Source organism: Streptomyces sp. MZ04 (assembly GCF_004684775.1).
In the GTDB taxonomy this organism is placed as follows: Bacteria; Actinomycetota; Actinomycetes; order Streptomycetales; family Streptomycetaceae; genus Streptomyces.
Map to the genome: position 1 here is coordinate 1 of NZ_SRIC01000025.1, position 19,283 is coordinate 19,283.

The following is a 19,283-nucleotide window of genomic DNA, read 5'->3' on the forward strand; positions in this document are numbered from 1 at the left end:
GGGCACCCCAGGTGCGTTCCGCCCCGCGCCGGGTCCTTGCCGCCCTCGGCCCCAAGATGCTGGGGCTCGCGGCGGAACGCACCTGGGGTGCCCACCCGTACTTCGTGACCGTCGAGCACACCGCGCTCGCCCGCAAGATCATGGGGCCGGACGCGTTCCTCGGCGTCGAGCAGGCCGTCGTCCTGGACACGGACATCGAGCGGGCCCGTGAAGTGGCCGCCCGGCATGTCGCGAGCTACCTCGACAACGCTCCCCACCAGGCCGTGAACGTACGGCGGATGGGCTTCGGCGACGAGGACACGGTGGGCGGGCCGAGCCGCCGTCTGGTCGACGCGATCGTCGCCTACGGAGACGTCGACGCCCTCCACGCACGCGTGGAGGAGCATTTCGCGGCGGGCGCGGACCACGTCTGCGTACAGGTGCTCACCGGTGAACCGGGCGCGCTGCCGCTGCAGCAGTGGCGCGAGCTGGCCCCCGCGCTCACTGGATGACGCGTACTACCGGATGACGCGTACTACCGGATGACGCGCCCTACTCGTCCTCGTCCTCGTCGTCGAGACGGGCCAGCCACGTCGCGAGGCGCTCGACCGGGACCTCGAAATCCGGGTTGAGGTCCACGAAGGTGCGGAGCTGCTCGGCCAGCCACTCGAAGGTGACCTCCTCCTCGCCGCGCCGCTTCTCCAGTTCCTCGATGCCACGGTCGGTGAAGTACAAGGGGGGGCTCCGCTGGGCTCGAAAACGCTCTGTCTCAGCCAGGATAGGCGTCATTCCCTCGCCCTTGCCCCATGCATGGAGTTAGCCTTCTCCTCCTTGTCATGGGGGAACGGGGGACTTTGTGACGGATGGGATAGCGCAGATTCGGCTCGACGACGGCACCGCCGTCTGGGCGCGCATCACCGAGGCACAGGAAATCGACGGCGGCAGCGGCTACCGGGACACCGGGGTCGGCGACCGCGTCATCGACATGGCCAGCGGACTCAGTGACGTCGTGAGCGGGGTGGTGCGCTCCCTGCGCGCCGGGCTCGCGCCCACCGGCCCCGTCGAGGTCGCGGTGAACTTCGGCATCGAGCTGTCCGCCCAGTCCGGCAAGGTCGTCAGCGTTCTCGCCGACGGCGGCGGCAAGGCGTCCGTGTCCGTGTCGCTGACCTGGACGGAACCCCCGGCCACGGCGACGGGCGCGGAATGAGCGCCTTCCAGCGGATAGTGCGCCCCTCGCTCGCGCGCATCGTGGAGCCCGGCGAGGGGTATGACCAGCACGGTGACCACTACTGGGGTTCGGGGTTCTTTATCGCTCCGGAGTGGCTGCTGACCTGCGCACATGTCGTCGGGAAGGGGGGAGCCGCAGTGTGGCGGAGCGAGCAGGCCGTCGGCGTCGTCTGGCAGGGCGGCACCGCCACGGGCAAGGTCGTCCTTGCCAAGCCCCGCCCTTCGGTCCCCGATGAGAACCGCTCGCGCTGGGAGCTCCCCGACATCGCCCTGGTCCACGTCCCGGACGCGCGCGAGGCACCCTGCGTCTGGCTGAGCGAACGGCCCCCGTCCATCCCCGCCGAGATCAGCCTGCACGGCTGGTCGCGGGAGACCGGTGACCTCGGAGTGCGCGACGGGCTCGGCCAGGCCCAGGCGCACGACACCAGGACACTGCTCCTCACCGGCGTCCTGCCCGTGGCGGGAGTGTCCGGCGGCCCCGTCGTCGACCGGGAGTCCGGAGCCGTCATCGCCGTGGTCAAGGGCGTCGGCCGCAGAGAGGGCGTCGCCGTCCCGGTCACCGCACTGCGCGAGCTGTACGACCTGCCGGGCGGCGACGTACTCCACACGGTCCTGCGGGAACACGACCGCCACCACTTACGGCGCTACCGCGACGGCGGGTCCGACGACTGGACGCGCACCCAGCTCGAGCTGCGCACCCGAGGCATGCCCGGCCTCACCCCGGACCTGCGGGTGCACCTCTACGGCCTGCTCGCCGAACTCCCGCCGCCCAGCGGCCCCGGCGAGGTCCTCGACCTCGTCGACAAGGTCAAGTCCCGTGTGCTGGCGGATGATTACCGCTCGCCCATCGAGCCCGACCCGCGCACCTGGCGCGAGGGGGCCGGTCTGCTGCACGACCTTCCCGACATCCAGGGGAAGGCGAAACCGCGCGAACTCGACCTCGACGCCGTGCTGTTGTACGCCGCGAAGGTCGCCCGGCACACCGCGCTCACCCGCCGCGACACGGCCGCGCCGGACGCGCTGCGTGACCTCGCCGACTGGGTGACGTACCGGTCCGAAATGGCCCGCGCCCCGATCGCCGAGGAGATCGGCCGAGCCCTCGCCCCGATCCTGACCGGCACCGACCTGACCGGCACCGACCTGACCGGCACCGGACTGAACGGCACCGGCCTGACCGGCACCGGCCTGACCGGCACCGACGTCCAGTCCCCGCCGGCCATCACCGTGCGGGAAAGCCGCGGCCAGGCCCGCGCCGACGTACTCGTCGAGGTCGGCGACCCCGACTACGGCGGCCGCTATCCATGGAGCGTCAAGCTGCTGTTCGACGGCCGCGACGTGAGCCCGTTCGACGGCGACGACAGCGGCGTGCCGCGCTCCCTGCTCCGCAAGACCCTGCGCGCACCCCTCGCCGACGCGCTGCGCCATGGCGACAGCGGGGAGAACCTCGCCGCCGTCGAGGCCCTGCTGCCTCGGCAGTTGTTCGACGAACCGCTCGACGCCTGGCGCCTGATACCCGATGGGGCCGACGAGGACGACTACGACGAGTGGGACCCGCCCTACATGCCGCTCGGCCGACGCCGGGTCGTCGTCATACGGGACCGCAGGCGCAACGGAAGAGACGCCATCCCCGAGTGGCGGCGGCTGTGGAACGCCGCTGCCGACGGTCCGCTGGCCGCCGTGCCGCTGCGCGACGAGGCCGCGGTGTCGGGGCACGGCCCGTCCGTGCGCCGCGAGAGCAAGCCCGCGGCGTTCGGCAGACTCATGGGAGCCGAGCGCGGATCGGTGCCGGTCTACTGCGGGCATGTCGAGCACGGCGACGGCTTCGCCGCCATGTCCACGGCGCTCGCCGCCGGACACCCGCTCGCCCTGTGGCGCCGCAACGGCCAGAACCACGACGACTGCCAGGAGTTCCACCACCGGGCCGGGCGGTTTCTGGCCAAAGTGGGCAGCGCCGCCGGACTCCGCGACCGCATCCAGGAACTGCGCGTCCACGCCAGCACCCCGGAACTGGCCGCCGACTCCGGATGGGCCGCCGGGGTTGCCTTTCTGTTCGACCCGCCAGACAGGCCGCCCTACGGCACCGAAGCCATCTCGCCCCCACCCATGGAGTCTTGATGGGCCGTCAAATAATCTTGATGGAGCGTCAAACTCCGGAAGTGGACCGGAATCGGGGTCGGCAGGCCGGGCCCGTCGACGGTAGTGTCATCGTCGCCTGTACCCGCTGCGCGGCCTCACCAGAGCCGGGAGGAGCCCAAGGTGAATGACTGGCGGATCTACCGCGGCGTCGGTGAGCCGCACGACGGTGTGCAGCGGTTACCCGCCCCGCCCCCCTGGCGCGACTTCGCGGCCTCGGGACGGGACGCGGCGCCGGGCACCGACCCGAGCACCGCCCGCAGGCTCGGCTTCCAGCGCACCCTCGTCGAGAACTACGCACCCAGGCCCGCCGAGACGGACGCCGTCAACGCCGCGCTGTATCTGCGCCGCCCGCTCCTGGCGACCGGCAACCCCGGCACCGGAAAGTCGACCCTCGCCTACGCAGTCGCCCACGAGCTGGGCCTCGGCCGGGTGCTTCGCTGGCCCATCGTGAGCCGCTCCACCCTCCGGGACGGGCTCTACCGCTACGACGCCATCGGCCGCCTCCAGGACGTCCAACTGGAGCGCGCCCAGGGCGAGTCGGGGAGTCGGGCGGCCGCCCCCGGCATCGGCTCGTACATCCGGCTCGGACCGCTCGGCACCGCGCTGCTCCCCTCCGACGTACCGCGCGTCCTGCTCATCGACGAGCTCGACAAGAGCGACCTCGACCTCCCCAACGACCTCCTGAACGCCCTGGAGGAGGGCGAGTTCGCGATACCGGAACTCGAGCGCATCGCGGACCGCGAACCGGCCGTCCAGGTGCTCACCGACGACGGCCGCAAGGTGACCGTCACCGGAGGCCGGATCTCCTGCACCACGTTCCCGTTCATCGTGCTCACCTCCAACGGCGAACGGGACTTCCCGGCCCCGCTGCTCAGGCGCTGCGTCCAGCTCGAGCTGGAGCCGCCGGGCGAGGAGCAGCTCAAGTCGATGGTCGAGGCCCATCTCGGCGGCGCGGGCGCCACCGAGGGCCGGGATCTGATCGACCGGTTCCTGGAGCGCGAGCCCGGCGAGATCATCGCCGCCGACCAACTCCTCAACGCCCTCTATCTCACCCAGCACGCCCCGCACACCGAGCGCCTCACCCGGGAGCGGATCGCCACCTTGCTCATGCGGCCACTCGACCGTTCGAGGTGATGACCCGGTGCACCGGATGCATCTGGGAGAGCTCATCGGCAGGCTCCGGGACGGCGGCCTCGACCCCACCGCCGAGGAGGTCGCCGACGCCGTCTGGCTCGCCCAGTGGCTCCCGCACGCCTCCCCGCCCGGCGAGCGGGGCGCCCCGTCGGCCACCGCCCCGCCGCGGCCCGACGACACCCGGGAGCCGGTAGGGGAGAGCGCCGCAGGGGCCGCCGCCGAAGCTCCCGAACCGCCGCCGCGGGCGGCCGCGTCCGCGGACGTGCCCCTGCATCTGCCCGGCGGCACGGCCGACTCCGGCGACGCGGGACCCGGGCTGCCCGTGCGCGCCCCGGCGGCGGCCGCACTGCCGGGACTGCTCGGCCTGCAACAGGCCCTGCGCCCGCTGCGCCGCTACGCCCCGTACCCCGTCCGCCCCGTCGACGGCAGCCTCGACGAGGACGCCACCGCCGAACGCTCCGCCGCGACCGGCCTCCTCATCCCCGTCCTGCGCGCCGCCCGCCGCCGGAGCGTCGACGTCCAGCTGCTCATGGACACCGGGCCCGCGATGGCCGTGTGGGAGCGGATGGTCGAGGAACTGCGCCAGGCCTGCGAGCAGTCGGGCGTCTTCCGCGACGTCCAGGTCCACCAGCTGTACGACAACGGGGACGGCATCCCGCTCGTCGGCACCACCACAGGACCGCACAGCCGCACCCGGCTGCGCACGGCCGACCAGCTCCACGACCCGGCGGGCCGCCGCCTCACCCTGGTCGTCAGCGACTGCGTGGGCCCGTTGTGGCAGAGCGGCGCGGCGCAGCGGCTGCTGCGCTCCTGGCCGGGCGGCTCGCCGATCGCCGTGGTCCAGCCGCTGCCCTCCCGGCTGTGGGCGCGTACGGCACTGCCCGCCGAGCCGGGACTCCTCACGCGTACGCCGCAACCGGGCGGCCGCACAGTCTTCGACCCCGACGACGAGCCGTGGGAGCCGCGGCCCCCGGGCGCCAAGGCGGTCCCCGTACTGCAGCCGACCCCCGAGGCGTTCGCGGCCTGGGCGCGGCTGCTCGCCGGTCAGGGCGGACCGGTGCGCGGCTGGGCGGCCTGGGTGAGCCGGGCGTCCGACGGCTCCGGGGCCCCGCTCGCCCCCGTGCCGCCGGCCGGGCGCAGCGACGACGAACTGCTTCGGGCCTTCAGGGCCACCGCGTCGCCGGGCGCCCTGCGGCTCGCCGTCTGCCTCGCAGCGGCCCCGCTCTCGCTGCCCGTCATGCAGCTGGTCCAGCGCACCATGCTGCCCGACACCGGGCCGATGGAGCTGGCCGAAGTGCTGCTCGGCGGGCTGCTCCGGCAGCTCCCCGGCACCGAGGCCCGCCCCTGCTTCGTCTACCCCGCACGCGTCCAGGAGCTGCTCCTCAGCTCCCTCGACCGGGCCGCCGCCGGACTCGTCCTCAAGCACTGTTCCGCCTATGTGGAACGCCACTTCGACCGCGGCACCCGCAACTTCGCCGCCCTCGCCGCGGCCAGGATCGCCGGGCACGACGAGGAGAACGAGCAGGTCAGGGCCCCGGACGCCGCGTCCGGAGCCGACGAGGACACCCCGGACACGACGACCGCCGGAGTCGAGTCCGAGCTGTTCGCCACGGTCCCCGCGCGCGTCCTGCGCTTCTACCAACCGGACCTCGTGGCCGCCGAGCCCCTCCTGGAGGCCGAGCGGCTCCTCGCCCGCTGGCACGACCAGGCGGACCCTTCCGTGCTGCTCCGGGCGCGTACGCAGGCCGAGGCGGCATTACGCGGCGGCGGGATCACTCAGGACGCCGACAGTGGCGTACGAGCCCGCCTCGTCCTCGGCCGGGTGCTGCGCGCCGAGTCCGGCACGGCCCGCGTGCGCGGGACCGAGCGCCGCCTCACCCTGCTGCACGAGGCCGCGGCCGTACTCGACGAAGCCCTGCGCACGGCCACCGAAGGCAGCGCGGCCCACGCCGACGCCGCGCTCGAACTCGCCGCCGTGCACGACGAGTTGTGGCGAGCCACACAGGACACCCACTTCCTGCAGCGGGCGCTCGCCGCACTGCCCGGCAGCGCCGCTCAGTGGCCCGCGGACCGCCGCCGCGCCCTGCTCCTTCGCCGCGGCCGGCTCCTGTTCGCCGACGGGAACCCGGCCGCCGCCGCCCGCGAACTGCGCCTCGCCTGTGACCTGTTGGACGCCGAGGGCGCCCCCGACAGCGTCCGCTGCCCGGCCCTGCTCGACCTGGCCGAGGCCCTGCGGGTCGTCGACACCCCCGAGGCGACCGCCGCCGTGTTCGCCAGGGCGGAAGAGGCCGCCGGCACGGACCCGGCGCTGCGCCTGCGCTGCCTCTCCGCGCAGGCCGCCTTCCACGAGGCGACCGGCGACCACCAGAACGCCGACCGGGCCTACGAAGCGGCCGCCCGCCTCGCGCCGCCCGACAGTGCCCGCCGCAGCGGACTGCTCACCGTCTGGGGCGAGTCGCTGCTGCGCCGCGCCGCAGCGGACACGGGCGCGGCGATCGTCGACCGCGCCGAGAACGTACTGCGCGAGGCGCTCACCGCGCTGCCGGCGCGCGCCCCCGACCGCGGCAGGCTGCTCGGCCTGGTGGGCAGCGCGCTCGCCCAGCGCTTCCGCCATCTCGGCTTCCTGCCCGACCTGTTCGAGAGCCGCCATCTCCTCGGTCAGGCGATCCGGGGTGCGCGCGACGCGCGGGTCCGGGCCGAGGGGCGGCTCCAACTGGGCCGCGTCATCGTCGAGTTGCGACGCCGCACCGGAACTCCTGTGCTGGCTGAGGCGTTGCAGGCGTACGAGCACGCCGAACAGGAGGCCCGCATCGCGTACGGCCGCGCGCCGGGATCGGTGACGGCGGCGCGTGCGCTGCACGGGCAGGGCGGCGTACTGGAACTGATGGGCCGGTCCGCGGCGGCACGCACCGCGTACCGGTCGGCTGCCGACGAGTGGCGGCAGCTGACCGGTGTGTTGCGTGAAGTGGACTGGCAGGAAGTTGAGTTGACGCGAGCGAGAGCGGCGGCCGTGGACGCGGACGAGCTCGCTCTGCCCGGTGTCGACCGGCTGTCCGCCGAGGACTGGGACCGGGCGTCACCGCCGTGGTGCACCTGGGGAGGGGTGCGGGCAGTGGTCACCGCGTAGCAAGCGGGCGTCTGGCCGGAGTTAAGTCGAACAGGTTTCTGTTTCATCCGCCTCGGGAAGAACCGTCCAGCCGCGACGGCGGTAAGGGACGGGTGCCGTGAGAGAGGAGCTGATGGTGTCGGAGCAGGTGAAATGGGTGACCGGCCCCGAAGGGGGCCCCGGGCGAACTCCGCTCCTGCTCGACCTGGCCCACGTGGACCTGCGGACCTTGCGTGCCATGGACGATCCACGGCTGGCCGAGGCGGTCGAGCGCGTACTCGGTCACTCACGGGATCTCGACGAGTCCTGGTACGGCCCCACCGACCCCGATCCTGTCCACAGAGGCCCCGCCGACCACCAGTTTCCGGCCGGAAGCGGTCGATTGTCGTCCGGTGAGGAAAGGGCGGGGTGACGCTGGCGCCGTTATCCTCCGCGGTCTTCGCAGAGCTGGCCAGGACCAGACCCCTCCCGGCGGGTGCGACGGCACTGAGTGCCGGGCTGCACACCCGCCGCATGGTGCTCTTCAAGGCCCTGCTCGCCCGGGTCGAGCGGATGGATCCCGTCGTACGCCGACGGTTCGACCGGGACTGGAATGTGCTGGAGCAGGCCGAGCGGGCCCGCCCCGCCGCCGTCCGGGGCGTCCTGGACTACCCCATGACCGGCGCCTGGCTCGCCGCGAACCTCGCCGCGCCCGACGGGCCCGCGTTCGAACGGCATCTCACGCACTTCGGCGCCGTCGCCGCCACCGCCGCCGTGCGCGCGGGCCGCCAGGTCACCATGGCCGTCGAGGTTCCCTCGGGCCTGCTCGCGCTGCCGGGGCTCGGGGTGCTGCGCTGCCCGGCGGGCCGGGCACGACTGGAGATCCGGGCCGGCCTGCTGCGGGTGGAGGGCGGCGGAAACCTCGGTGGCACCCTCCTGCACGTTCCGCCGGGGGGCCGGCGGCCGCGCGGCGGTGGCCGTGGCTGGTCCGGGCTGCGCGACCTGCCTGACGACGCCGTTGTCCTCGACGACTTGGACCCCTACCGCGTACCGACCTCCGGCATCGGTCCCGCCGCGCTCCCCGCCGCCGAGCGACGCCACGCGCCGCACCGGTCCTGGGCGGAGCGCTGGCGCGGCGCCCGGCGACTCCTGCTCGCCACCGACCCCGGCCGGGTCGCCGAGATCAGCGCCGTGCTGCGAGCCGTGGTCCCGCTCGGACCCGGTGTCCGCCACGGTGCGCGGCAACCGATGAGCGCCACCATGCGGGCCGCCCCCGGCGCGGTCCTGACCGAACTGCCCGTCAGCGCGGAGGAGATGGCGGAAGTCCTCGTCCACGAGGCACACCACACCAAACTGGCCGCCTTGCAAGAACTCGTACCCCTGTCCGAGCAGGGTCGGGGTGCCGTGCACCGGGTGGGCTGGCGTCCGGACCCCCGCCCTATTGCGGGCGTCCTCCAGGGCGCCTACGCCCATCTGGCGCTCACCGACCTGTGGCGACGGGCAGGCAGCGGCACCGATACGCCCCGGTCGTGGCGGCGCCGGTCCACAGAGCAGTTCGAGGCATACCGCGATCAGGTCGAAAGCGCCTTGTCGATCCTGCTCGAATCCGATGAACTGACCTTTGAAGGACGGGAGTTCGCGCGAGAAATGGGCAGACACCACGCGAGCCTGGGCCGGTGCTCGCGGTTTCTCGGATGACACTGTGTCCACAATTGGTGACATTGGGTACGTGCAGGTGCAGAGGGAGTGCAGATGGCGGATGAACGGCGGTCGGGCGGGTCCGGACGGCGGACCTCGGACCGGGGCGGCGCGGAAGGGCCGGAGCGCTTCTTGGTGGTCTTCCCCGGCTACCACCGGCCGTGGGCCGCTTGGATCGCCCACCGGCTGGAGAGCCACGGTCACCAGGCCGCCCTCCAGCGGTGGGACCCGCAGCGCGAGGAGCCCCTCGAGGACGCGCTCGGAGACCTGTTGCTCGCCCGTGGCCGGGTGCTCCTCGTCCTCAACGACTGGTTCTTCGAACTGGGCCCCCGGCCCGCCAGCGAGTGGAACGACGTCCTGCGCGGCTTCGTGGCGGCCAACGCGGACCGGTTCGCCGCCGTCAACCTGACGAACCGCCCCCTCCTGCCGGCCACCGCCGTCCTCGAACCGGCCGCCCTGTGGGGCCTCGGCGAAGAGGAGGCCGAACAGCGTCTGCTCAGCCGGCTCGGCCTGGAGGTCCGACCCGGCTCCCGCCGGGTCCTCCCCGGCCGCGGCGTCCGCTTCCCCGAGGCCCAGCCCGAGATCTGGGGCGAAGTCCCGCGCCGGAACCCCCGGTTCACCGGTCGCGACGACCTCCTTCTCGAACTGCACCAGCGGCTGACCGACGCGGAACGTGGCAACGCGGCCTGCACCCTCGTCGGCATGTCCGGCATCGGCAAGACCCAGATCGCCGCCGAGTACGCCAACCGCTTCCGCCCCGACTATGACGTGGTCTGGTGGGTCAACTCCGACGACCGCAACATCCAGCGCGACCGGTTCGGTGAACTGGCCGTCGCGCTCGGCCTGAACAGCGGAAACGAGCCGGGCGAACGCATCCGCGCGGTGCGCGACGCGCTGCGGCGCGGTCAGCCGCACTCCCGCTGGCTCGTCATCTTCGACGGCTGGGACGACATGGACGGCGCGAACGTCCTGCTGCCGAACGGCCCCGGCCACGTCCTGATCACCTCGCGCAACCGCGGCTGGGGCGACGACACCGACCTGCTCGACGTGCCCAGCTTCGACCGGCCCGAGTCCACCGGCTATCTGATGCGCCGCGCCCCGCACGTGACCGCGGAACAGGCCGACGAGGTGGCCGCCGAGTTCGGCGACGTCCCCCTTCCGCTCGTGCAGGCCGCCTCCTGGCTGGGTGAATCGGGCATGGAGGCGCCCGAATACCTGCGGATGGTGCGGGAGCGGCGTCTTTCCACCGCCGACGAGCTCTCCACCGGTGACGGCCTGCCCCACTCGTCGCTGACCTCCTGGTCGATACTGATCAACCGGCTGCGCCGCTCCCAGCCGCAGGCCATCGAGGTCCTCAACCTGTGTACGTCCTTCGCCCCCGGCCGCATCCCGCTCGGCCTGATCCGCGCCTACCCGCAGGCCGATCTGCCCGAGGAACTGCGCTGGATGGCCACTGATCTGCCCGCCTGGACCAGGGCCCTGGACACCCTCGTCAACTACTCGGTCCTCAGCCGTGAGAACCGCGGGCCCGCCAACGCCGACATGGGCCCGCACCAGGAGTCCGTGCACATGCACCGGCTCGTCCACGACATCGTCACCAGGCTCACCGACGACGAGGGCCGGGAGACCTACCGCAGGGCCGTGCGCAGGCTGCTCGCCGAAGCGGACCCCGGCAACCCCATGGACAGCAGGAACTGGCCCCGGTACGCGGAGCTGCTGCCTCATCTGGAACCCTCGGGCACCCTCGAGAGCACCAGCGAGAGGGTTCAGCTCGCCGTACTCAACTGTCTGCGCTACTGCCTGAACAGCGGCGAGTTCAAGGCGGGGCTCGAGCTGGCCGAACAGATCCGCCACCGGTGGTCCGGGTTCATGGACCCGCTGGCCCAGCCGATGCTGGACCTGACCAGGCAGGAGGGCAACATCCTGCGTGCCAGCGGCCGCTTCCGGGAGGCGTACGAGCTCGACAAGGGCCAGCTGGAACGGCTGCGCGCCGCGACCCCGCGCAATGAACTGGGCGAACTGCTCACCAACAGCGCCATGGCCGCCAGTCTGCGCCACCTCGGGCAGTACGAGGAGTCCATCGGGCTTCAGACGAAGGTCCTCGAGGAGGCCGGGCGGCTCCTCGGCCCGGACGAGCTGGTCACCCTCAACGCCCGCCACAACCTCGGCGTCAGCCTGCGGCTCCTCGGCCGCTACCAGGAGGCGTACGACCTGGACGTCGAGACCCACTCCCGGCGTGAGAGCGTCCTGCGTGCCCGGCACGTCAGCACCCTCAACTCCGGCAACGCCTGCGCCCACGACCTGCGGCTCCTCGGCCGCTACCGTGACGCGGTGGCCCGCCAGGAATCGGTGCTGCGGCTCTATGTGCAGGTGCTCGGGCCGCAGCACCCGCAGACCCTGAACGCCCGTGCCCAACTGGCGCTCAGCCGACGCCGCGAGGGCGGCTTCCAGCAAGACGTCGGTGCCACGATGGCCAGCCTTCTCGACCAGCTGGTGCAGGTGCACGGCCGCGGCCACTACCGCACACTGTCGTTCATCACGGACTACGGCAACTACCTGCGCGAGCACGGGGATCTGAACCAGGCCCGAGACCTGATCGCCGAGGCGGAGGCCGGCTACCGTGCCCTGCTCGGACCCGCGCACCCCGTCGCCACCGGCATGGTCGCCAACACCGGAATGATCATGCAGGCGGCCGGTGAACGCTCCGAGGCCATGTCGATGTTCGAGTCCGCGCTCGGCGGCCTGACGGCCACGCTCGGCGCCGACCACCCCTGGGTGCTCGGCTGCGCGCTCAATGCCACCGGCGCGCGCAACTTCAACGGACGTATCGTGGAAGCCTCCGAGCTGAGCCGGGAAACCCTGCGGCGGGCCCGTCACACGCTCGGTGACGAGCATCCGCTGACCCTGTCCTGCCAGGTGGCGCTCGCCGCCGACCTGCGGGCGCTGCGGGAGCGGGAGGAGGCCGAGAAGCTGGAGGAGGACGGCCTGCTGGCGCTCACCCGGACGCTCGGCGCCCAGCATCCGCACACCATCTCGGCACGCCAGCGCAACCGCCCGTACTGGGACTTCGAGGCGTACTTGGGCTGAGCGCCCCGAAGCCGGGGAGTGGCGCCCCGTAAGGGGCGCGGGGGTGTGTCGATTTGCGGCTCCGCCGCGTGGGCGCGCCAAGCCCTCACGCACCCGCAGCCAAAAAAGGGCCGGGCCCCGCGGATGAAACTCCGCGGGGCCCGGCCCTCTGCTCACGTCAGCGCGCAGCGCCTACGCCTCGAAGACCTCACTGACAAGCTGCTCCTGCTCCTGCTCATGCCGCTTCTTCGAGCCCACGGCAGGCGACGAGCCATGCGGCCGCGAGATGCGGCGCAGGCGCTCGCCGTGCGGGATGTCCGCGCCGACCGCCAGGTCCAGGTGGTCGATGAGGTTGAGGGCGATGAAGGGCCACGCGCCCTGGTTCGCCGGCTCCTCCTGCGCCCACAGGTATTTCTCGGCGTTCGGGTACTTGGCGATCTCCGCCTGGAGCTCGGCACCCGGCAGCGGGTACAGGCGCTCGATGCGGATGATGGCCGTGTCCGTGACGCCGCGCTTCTGGCGCTCCGACTCGAGGTCGTAGTACAGCTTGCCCGCGCAGAAGACGACCTTGCGGACCGCCGCCGGGTCGACCGACGCGTCGCCGATGACCGGGCGGAAGCCGCCCGTCGTGAACTCCTCCGTCTTCGAGGCCGCCGCCTTCAGGCGCAGCATCGACTTCGGGGTGAAGACCACCAGCGGCTTGTGGTGCGGGTTGTGCACCTGCCACCGCAGGAGGTGGAAGTAGTTCGACGGGAGGGTGGGCATGGCCACCGTCATGTTGTTCTGCGCGCACAGCTGGAGGAAGCGCTCGATGCGGGCGGACGAGTGGTCCGGGCCCTGGCCCTCGTAGCCGTGGGGGAGGAGCAGGGTGACACCCGAGTGCTGGTTCCACTTCTGCTCGGCGGCCGAGATGTACTCGTCCACCACCGTCTGCGCGCCGTTGACGAAGTCGCCGAACTGCGCTTCCCACATGACGAGGGACTCGGGGCGGGCCAGCGAGTAGCCGTACTCGAAGCCCATCACCGCGTACTCGGAGAGCAGCGAGTCGTAGACGTTGTAGCGCGCCTGGTCGTCCGAGAGGTACAGGAGCGGCGTGAAGTCCTCGCCCGTCTCGCGGTCGATGAGCACCGCGTGGCGCTGACCGAACGTGCCTCGGCGCGAGTCCTGGCCCGACAGGCGGACCGGGGTGCCTTCGAGCAGCAGCGAGCCGATGGCGAGGGTCTCGCCCATGCCCCAGTCGATCGTGCCTTCCTCGACCATGGACATGCGGCGCTGCAGCTGCGGCAGCAGACGCGGGTGCACGGTGACCCGGTCGGGGATGTTGACCTGCGACTCGGCGATCCGCTTGACGACCTCCTGGGAGATCGCGGTGTCGAGCTTGACCGGGAACTCGGCCTGCGCGGCGGGCACTTCGGCCTCGGCGGGCTGCGAGATGGCCTCGCGGACCTCGGTGAAGACCTTCTCCAGCTGGCCCTGGAAGTCCTGCAGGGCCTGCTCGGCCTCTTCCAGGGTGATGTCGCCGCGACCGATGAGGGACTCGGTGTAGAGCTTGCGCACCGAGCGCTTCTTGTCGATCAGGTCGTACATCAGCGGCTGCGTGAACGCCGGGTTGTCCGACTCGTTGTGACCGCGGCGGCGGTAGCAGATGAGGTCGATGACGACGTCCTTGTTGAACGCCTGGCGGAACTCGAAGGCCAGGCGGGCGACGCGGACGACAGCCTCGGGGTCGTCGCCGTTCACGTGGAAGATCGGCGCCTCGATCATGCGGGCCACGTCCGTGGCGTACATGGAAGAACGCGACGACTCCGGGGCGGCGGTGAAGCCGACCTGGTTGTTGATGACGATGTGGACCGTGCCGCCCGTGCGGTAGCCGCGCAGCTGCGACATGTTGAGCGTCTCGGCGACCACACCCTGGCCCGCGAAGGCCGCGTCACCGTGCAGGGCGACCGGCAGGACCGTGAAGTCCGTGCCGCCCTTGTTGATGACGTCCTGCTTGGCGCGGGTGATGCCCTCGATGATCGGGTCGACCGTCTCCAGGTGGGACGGGTTCGCCGCGAGCGAGACCTTGATCTGCTCGCCGTCCAGACCGGTGAAGGTGCCCTCGGCGCCCAGGTGGTACTTCACGTCGCCGGAGCCGTGCATGGACTTGGGGTCCATGTTGCCCTCGAACTCGCGGAAGATCTGGGCGTACGACTTGCCCACGATGTTCGCCAGGACGTTCAGGCGGCCGCGGTGGGCCATGCCGATGACGACCTCGTCCAGACGCGACTCGGCGGCGCTGTCGATGACGGCGTCGAGCAGCGGGATGACGGACTCGCCGCCCTCCAGGGAGAAGCGCTTCTGGCCGACGTACTTCGTCTGCAGGAACGTCTCGAAGGCCTCGGCGGCGTTCAGCCGGCGCAGGATGCGCAGCTGCTCCTCGCGCTCGGGCTTCGTGGCGTGCGTGCGCTCGATGCGGTCCTGCAGCCACTTGCGCTGCTTCGGGTCCTGGATGTGCATGAACTCGATGCCGGTGGTGCGGCAGTACGAGTCGCGCAGGACGCCGAGGACGTCGCGCAGCTTCATCATGGACTTGCCGGCGAAGCCGCCGACCGCGAACTCACGCTCGAGGTCCCACAGGGTGAGGCCGTGCTCGGTGATGTCCAGGTCGGGGTGCTTGCGCTGCTTGTACTCCAGCGGGTCCGTGTCGGCCATGACGTGGCCGCGGACGCGGTAGGAGTGGATCAGCTCGAAGACGCGGGCGGCCTTCGTGACGTCGTCGTCGTGCGAGGCGTCGATGTCCTTGAGCCAGCGGACCGGCTCGTAGGGAATGCGCAGCGCCTTGAAGATCTCGTCGTAGAAGTCGCCCTCACCGAGGAGCAGGTTCGCGACGATCCGCAGGAACTCGCCGGAGGCGGCGCCCTGGATGACCCGGTGGTCGTAGGTCGACGTGAGCGTCATGACCTTCGAGATGCCGAGCTTGTTCAGGGTGTCCTGGGAGGTGCCCTGGAACTCCGCGGGGTAGTCCATGGAGCCGACGCCCATGATGACCGACTGGCCGGGCATCAGACGCGGGACCGAGTGGACGGTGCCGAGGCCGCCGGGGTTGGTCAGCGAGACCGTGACGCCGGTGAAGTCGTCCATGCCGAGCTTGCCGTCGCGAGCACGGCGGACGATGTCCTCGTAGGCCTGCCAGAACTCGAAGAAGTTCAGGGTCTCGGCCTTCTTGATGCCCGCGACCACGAGCTGGCGGTCGCCGTTGGGCTTCACCAGGTCGATGGCGAGGCCGAAGTTGATGTGCTCCGGCTTGACCAGGGTCGGCTTGCCGTCCTTCTGGACGAAGGAGTAGTTCATCGACGGCATGGCCTTGATGGCCTGCACCATCGCGTACCCGATGAGGTGCGTGAAGGAGATCTTCCCGCCACGGGCGCGCTTGAGGTGGTTGTTGATGACGATGCGGTTGTCGAAGAGCAGCTTCACCGGGACCGCGCGGACCGACGTCGCCGTCGGAACCTCGATCGAGGCGTTCATGTTCTTCGCGACGGCCGCCGAGGGGCCGCGCAGCGTCACGTATTCGGGACCGGCGGGGGCCTGAGTCGCGGGCGCGGCCTTGGCAGCGGGTGCTGCGGCTGCGGCTGCGGGCTTCGCGACGGCGGGCTTCGCGGCGGGAGCGGCCTGTGCGGTGCCGCTCCCTGCCGGGGCCGCCGCAGCGGGCTTCGCGGCAGGAGCCGCGGGCGCTGCGGGCGTGGCCGGAGCCACGGGTGCCGGGGCCGCCGGAGCGGCGGGTGTGGTGGTGGACGCGGCCCCCGCGGCCGCGTCACCCGCCGGCTTCACCGGGGTGGCGGCGGCGGCCGCCGCTACTCCCGGCTTGTAGTCGGCGAAGAAGTCCCACCAGGCTCGGTCAACCGAATTCGGGTCCTGGAGGTACTGCTGATAGATCTCGTCGACGAGCCACTCATTGGGACCGAAGGCGACGGCAGGGTTCTTGCCCTGACCGTCTTGGTCGGTCGAGATGCTCGAGTTACTGGGGGACTGTGGCGACACGGCGGTAACCGCCCTCTTCCGCTTCACAAGGTGATGGACAGCGGAAATAAAGGCTACGCCTCCCAGGCCGCCAGGTGCAGACCGGGCCCGTCATCCGTCGCGTAAGTCACACTGGATCGGGGGTTTCGGTGATGTAAATGGCGGGAAACAAGCCTGGTTCCGCAACGCCAGATGGCCGCGCGGGGCCTCCCCTGCGCGGCGCCTTCACCCGGGCACGCTTCCGATGCGCCCGCGAATCGCTTCCGCTTCGAACCCTACGTCAACTTCACACTTCGGGCAGGCCCGGAAGGGTGACCTGGATGCGGCAGCCACGAGGGGATTCGGCCACACCGATGTGCCCGCCGTGCAGATCGACCGCCCAGCGCGCGATGGCGAGGCCGAGGCCCGTGCCGCCGTCGCTGCCGGGGCCCTGGGCGGGGGCGCCCGCGTGGCTGCCCCGGTTGAAGCGCTCGAAGACCCGGTGCCACTCCGACTCCGGGATGCCGGGACCCTCGTCCAGGACCTCCAGGTCCAGGGACTCGGGGTAGGGGCCGCGCCGGGCACGCACGGTGACGCGGCCGTGCGGCGGGCTGTGCTTGACCGCGTTGTCGATGAGATTGGCCACGACCTGGTGAAGCCGCTCGGCGTCCGCGTGCGCGGTCAGCTCGGGCGGGGTCACGTCCAGGTGCAGATGGACGTCCGTACGCGTGTGGCTGCCGGATCCCGAGGCGATGCCCGCGCGGGCGGAGGCCACCATGTTGGCCTCCTTCAGGACGCCCGACAGATAGGGCCACACCTCGAAGCGGCGGGCCTTCAGCGGGACGACGCCGTTGTCCAGGCGGGACAGGTCGAGCAGCGTCTCGACGAGGCGTCCGAGGCGCTCCGTCTGCTTCAGCGCCGTACGCATGGTCTCCGGGTCGGCGGCGGAGACCCCGTCCACGACGTTCTCCAGGACCGCGCGCAGGGCCGCGATGGGCGTGCGCAGCTCGTGCGAGACGTTGGCGACCAGCTCCTTGCGCTGCTGGTCCTGGGCCTCCAGGTCGTCCGCCATGCGGTTGATCGTGGTGGCCACGTCGCCCAGCTCGTCGCGCCGGTCGGCGCCGCGTGCCCGCCGGGTGTAGTCGCCGTGCGAGACGGCGCGTGCCACCGCGTTCATCTCGTCGAGCGGCGCGGTGAGGCTGTGTGCCACGAACTGCGTGATGAGCAGCGTGGCGATCACCGAGAAGACGGTGATGAAGCGCAGCTCGGTCTCCGTCTCCATCGCCACCATCAGCAGACCGGTGGTGATGAAGACCGAGACGACCACCAGGGTGCCGAGCTTGGTCTTGATGGAGAACGGCCGCAGCCCTCCGAAAGGCCTGGTCATCAGCTGCCCGGCCTCACGGGGTCGGGGTCTCCAGCGCGTACCCGACGCCGTGCACCGTGCGGATCCGCTCGGCGCCGATCTTCCGGCGCAGCGCCTTGATGTGGCTGTCGACGGTCCGGGTGCCCGACGCGTCCGCCCAGTCCCACACCTCGGCGAGCAGCTGCTCGCGGGAGAGGACCGCACGCGGGGTGTTGGCCAGGCAGACCAGGAGGTCGAACTCCGTCGGCGTCAGGTGGACGTCCTCGGAGCGGACTCTGACGCGCCGCTGGGCGTGGTCGATCTCCAGCTCGCCGAGGCGCAGGATGCCGCTGCGCGGCGTGGTCGCGGCGAGCGCGGCCCGCTCGACCCTGCGCAGCAGGACGTGCACCCGGGCCGCGAGCTCCCGCATCGAGAACGGCTTGGTCATGTAGTCGTCGGCGCCGACGCCGAGCCCGACCAGCATGTCCGTCTCGTCGTCGCGCGCCGTCAGCATGAGCACCGGAACCGGCCGCTGGGCCTGCACCCGACGGCACACTTCAAGCCCGTCGAAGCCCGGCAGCATGATGTCCAGGATCAGCAGATCCGGCTGCCAGGCCTGTGCGGTGTCGACCGCCGCGGGACCGTCTCCCGCCGTTTGCACAACGAAACCCTCGGCACGAAGCCGGGCGGCGATGGCGTCGACGATCGTCGGGTCGTCCTCGACCACCAGAACCCGGCGCTGGGCGCCTGGCATTGCCGCCGTCGCACCGTTGTGGGAGGTGTGTGTCTGCTCCATCGCCCGCCCCTGACACTGATCGCTTGTGTTCGGTCAGCAGGGTACGGGTCGCGAAGGCACCTCGGCTACGCAGCCCTGACGCCGAGATGAACCACGTCGGGTACGCCTCGGGCAACGGCGATCTCTTCCGTCCGTACCGACTGGAATCCGGCATTCCGTAGAGCGAAGTCGAAAGCGGACGAGGGCTGGGCGGACCACACGGCGAGTACTCCACCGGGATTGAGCCGGGCCTGACAGGCCGCCAGACCGGCTGGCGAGTAGAGGGAGTTGTTGTCCTCCGTCACCGTCCAGTCGGGGCCGTTGTCGATGTCCAGGCAGAGTGCGTCGTACGAGTCCGGGGAGTTGGAGACGTACGCGACGAGGTCCGTGCGCAGGATCCGGGTCCGGGGATCGGCGAGCGCGGCCCCGGAGAGTTCGGTCAGCGGCCCCTCGCGGTGCCAGTCGATGATGGCCTGCTCGCGCTCCACCACGGCGATGTCTCCCCAGCGCGGGTCCGCGGCCGCGTGGGCGAGCGAGAAGCCGACGCCGAGTCCCCCGATGAGGACGCTCGGCCGGGGGCGGTCGTCGAGGGCGTCCAGGGCCGCGTCGATCAGGAGGCGCTCCGAGCGGCCGTCCGAAGTGTCCATGAGGAAGCACCCGTTGGCGATGATCTGCAGCAGTTCACCGTGGCGCCGCAGCACGACTTCGCCGTACGGGCCCTCACGCCGGTCGATGACGACGGGGGCGATGGTGTGGTTGCGCATGGCGGCCAGCGTATGGGGGACGGGCAGGGCGACGGGGTCGGTCGGGGGCGGACGTGTTTCGACCCTGTGAGGTTCATGTGATTCGTGTCTCAC

12 protein-coding genes and 1 pseudogene are annotated in these 19,283 nt (G+C 71.5%); 8 read left to right on the forward strand and 5 right to left on the reverse strand.

Annotated elements, in window-relative coordinates:
* Positions 1-491, forward strand: a pseudogene (locus tag E2651_RS08560) (LLM class F420-dependent oxidoreductase); the annotation flags it as partial.
* 40 nt (positions 492-531) lie between these two features.
* On the opposite strand, the gene E2651_RS08565 reads toward E2651_RS08560, so the two are convergent.
* Positions 532-714, reverse strand: coding sequence for a DUF6104 family protein (locus E2651_RS08565; protein WP_003961784.1), 183 nt, complete (start codon positions 712-714; stop codon positions 532-534).
* Positions 715-835: 121 nt separating this feature from the next.
* Here E2651_RS08565 and E2651_RS08570 point away from each other — a divergent pair, with 121 nt between their 5' ends.
* From E2651_RS08570 to fxsT, 7 genes are all read left to right on the forward strand, one after another.
* Entirely contained in the window at positions 836-1,186 is a 351-nt protein-coding gene (locus tag E2651_RS08570; RefSeq protein ID WP_245238677.1) for a CU044_2847 family protein, read from the forward strand.
* Positions 1,183-3,321: a trypsin-like peptidase domain-containing protein gene (locus E2651_RS08575; protein WP_135330429.1), complete on the forward strand. Its 2,139-nt coding sequence runs from the start codon at positions 1,183-1,185 to the stop codon at positions 3,319-3,321. Before E2651_RS08570 ends, E2651_RS08575 begins: the two co-directional genes overlap by 4 nt.
* 141 nt (positions 3,322-3,462) lie before the next feature.
* Positions 3,463-4,476, forward strand: coding sequence for a MoxR family ATPase (locus E2651_RS08580; protein ID WP_135330430.1), 1,014 nt, complete (start codon positions 3,463-3,465; stop codon positions 4,474-4,476).
* A 16-nt stretch (positions 4,477-4,492) separates the two neighbouring features.
* Positions 4,493-7,603 carry an SAV_2336 N-terminal domain-related protein gene (locus tag E2651_RS08585; protein WP_245238685.1) on the forward strand — a complete coding sequence of 1,037 codons (3,111 nt, stop codon included), beginning with the start codon at positions 4,493-4,495 and terminating at the stop codon, positions 7,601-7,603.
* A 97-nt stretch (positions 7,604-7,700) separates the two neighbouring features.
* Complete coding sequence (locus E2651_RS45155; protein ID WP_245238678.1) at positions 7,701-7,994, forward strand: hypothetical protein; 294 nt, start codon at positions 7,701-7,703, stop codon at positions 7,992-7,994.
* Positions 7,995-8,095: 101 nt separating this feature from the next.
* On the forward strand, positions 8,096-9,259 hold the full coding sequence (locus E2651_RS08590; protein ID WP_245238680.1) for an HEXXH motif-containing putative peptide modification protein: 1,164 nt from the start codon (positions 8,096-8,098) through the stop codon (positions 9,257-9,259).
* A gap of 54 nt (positions 9,260-9,313) precedes the next feature.
* On the forward strand, positions 9,314-12,346 hold the full coding sequence (fxsT, locus tag E2651_RS08595; protein ID WP_135330432.1) for an FxSxx-COOH system tetratricopeptide repeat protein: 3,033 nt from the start codon (positions 9,314-9,316) through the stop codon (positions 12,344-12,346).
* Positions 12,347-12,517: 171 nt separating this feature from the next.
* On the opposite strand, the gene E2651_RS08600 is transcribed toward fxsT, so the two are convergent.
* From E2651_RS08600 to E2651_RS08615, 4 genes are all read right to left on the reverse strand, one after another.
* Positions 12,518-16,348, reverse strand: coding sequence for a multifunctional oxoglutarate decarboxylase/oxoglutarate dehydrogenase thiamine pyrophosphate-binding subunit/dihydrolipoyllysine-residue succinyltransferase subunit (locus tag E2651_RS08600; RefSeq protein ID WP_135330433.1), 3,831 nt, complete (start codon positions 16,346-16,348; stop codon positions 12,518-12,520).
* A 265-nt stretch (positions 16,349-16,613) separates the two neighbouring features.
* The gene (locus E2651_RS08605; RefSeq protein WP_135330434.1) at positions 16,614-17,693 is read right to left on the reverse strand and encodes a HAMP domain-containing sensor histidine kinase; all 1,080 of its coding nucleotides are present in this window, start codon (positions 17,691-17,693) and stop codon (positions 16,614-16,616) included.
* Between the two features lie 13 nt (positions 17,694-17,706).
* Positions 17,707-18,447, reverse strand: coding sequence for a response regulator transcription factor (locus E2651_RS08610; RefSeq protein ID WP_135330435.1), 741 nt, complete (start codon positions 18,445-18,447; stop codon positions 17,707-17,709).
* Between the two features lie 65 nt (positions 18,448-18,512).
* A complete protein-coding gene (locus tag E2651_RS08615; RefSeq protein ID WP_135330436.1) occupies positions 18,513-19,190 on the reverse strand; it encodes a spermidine synthase in 678 nt (225 codons plus the stop codon).
* Positions 19,191-19,283 lie beyond the last annotated feature (93 nt).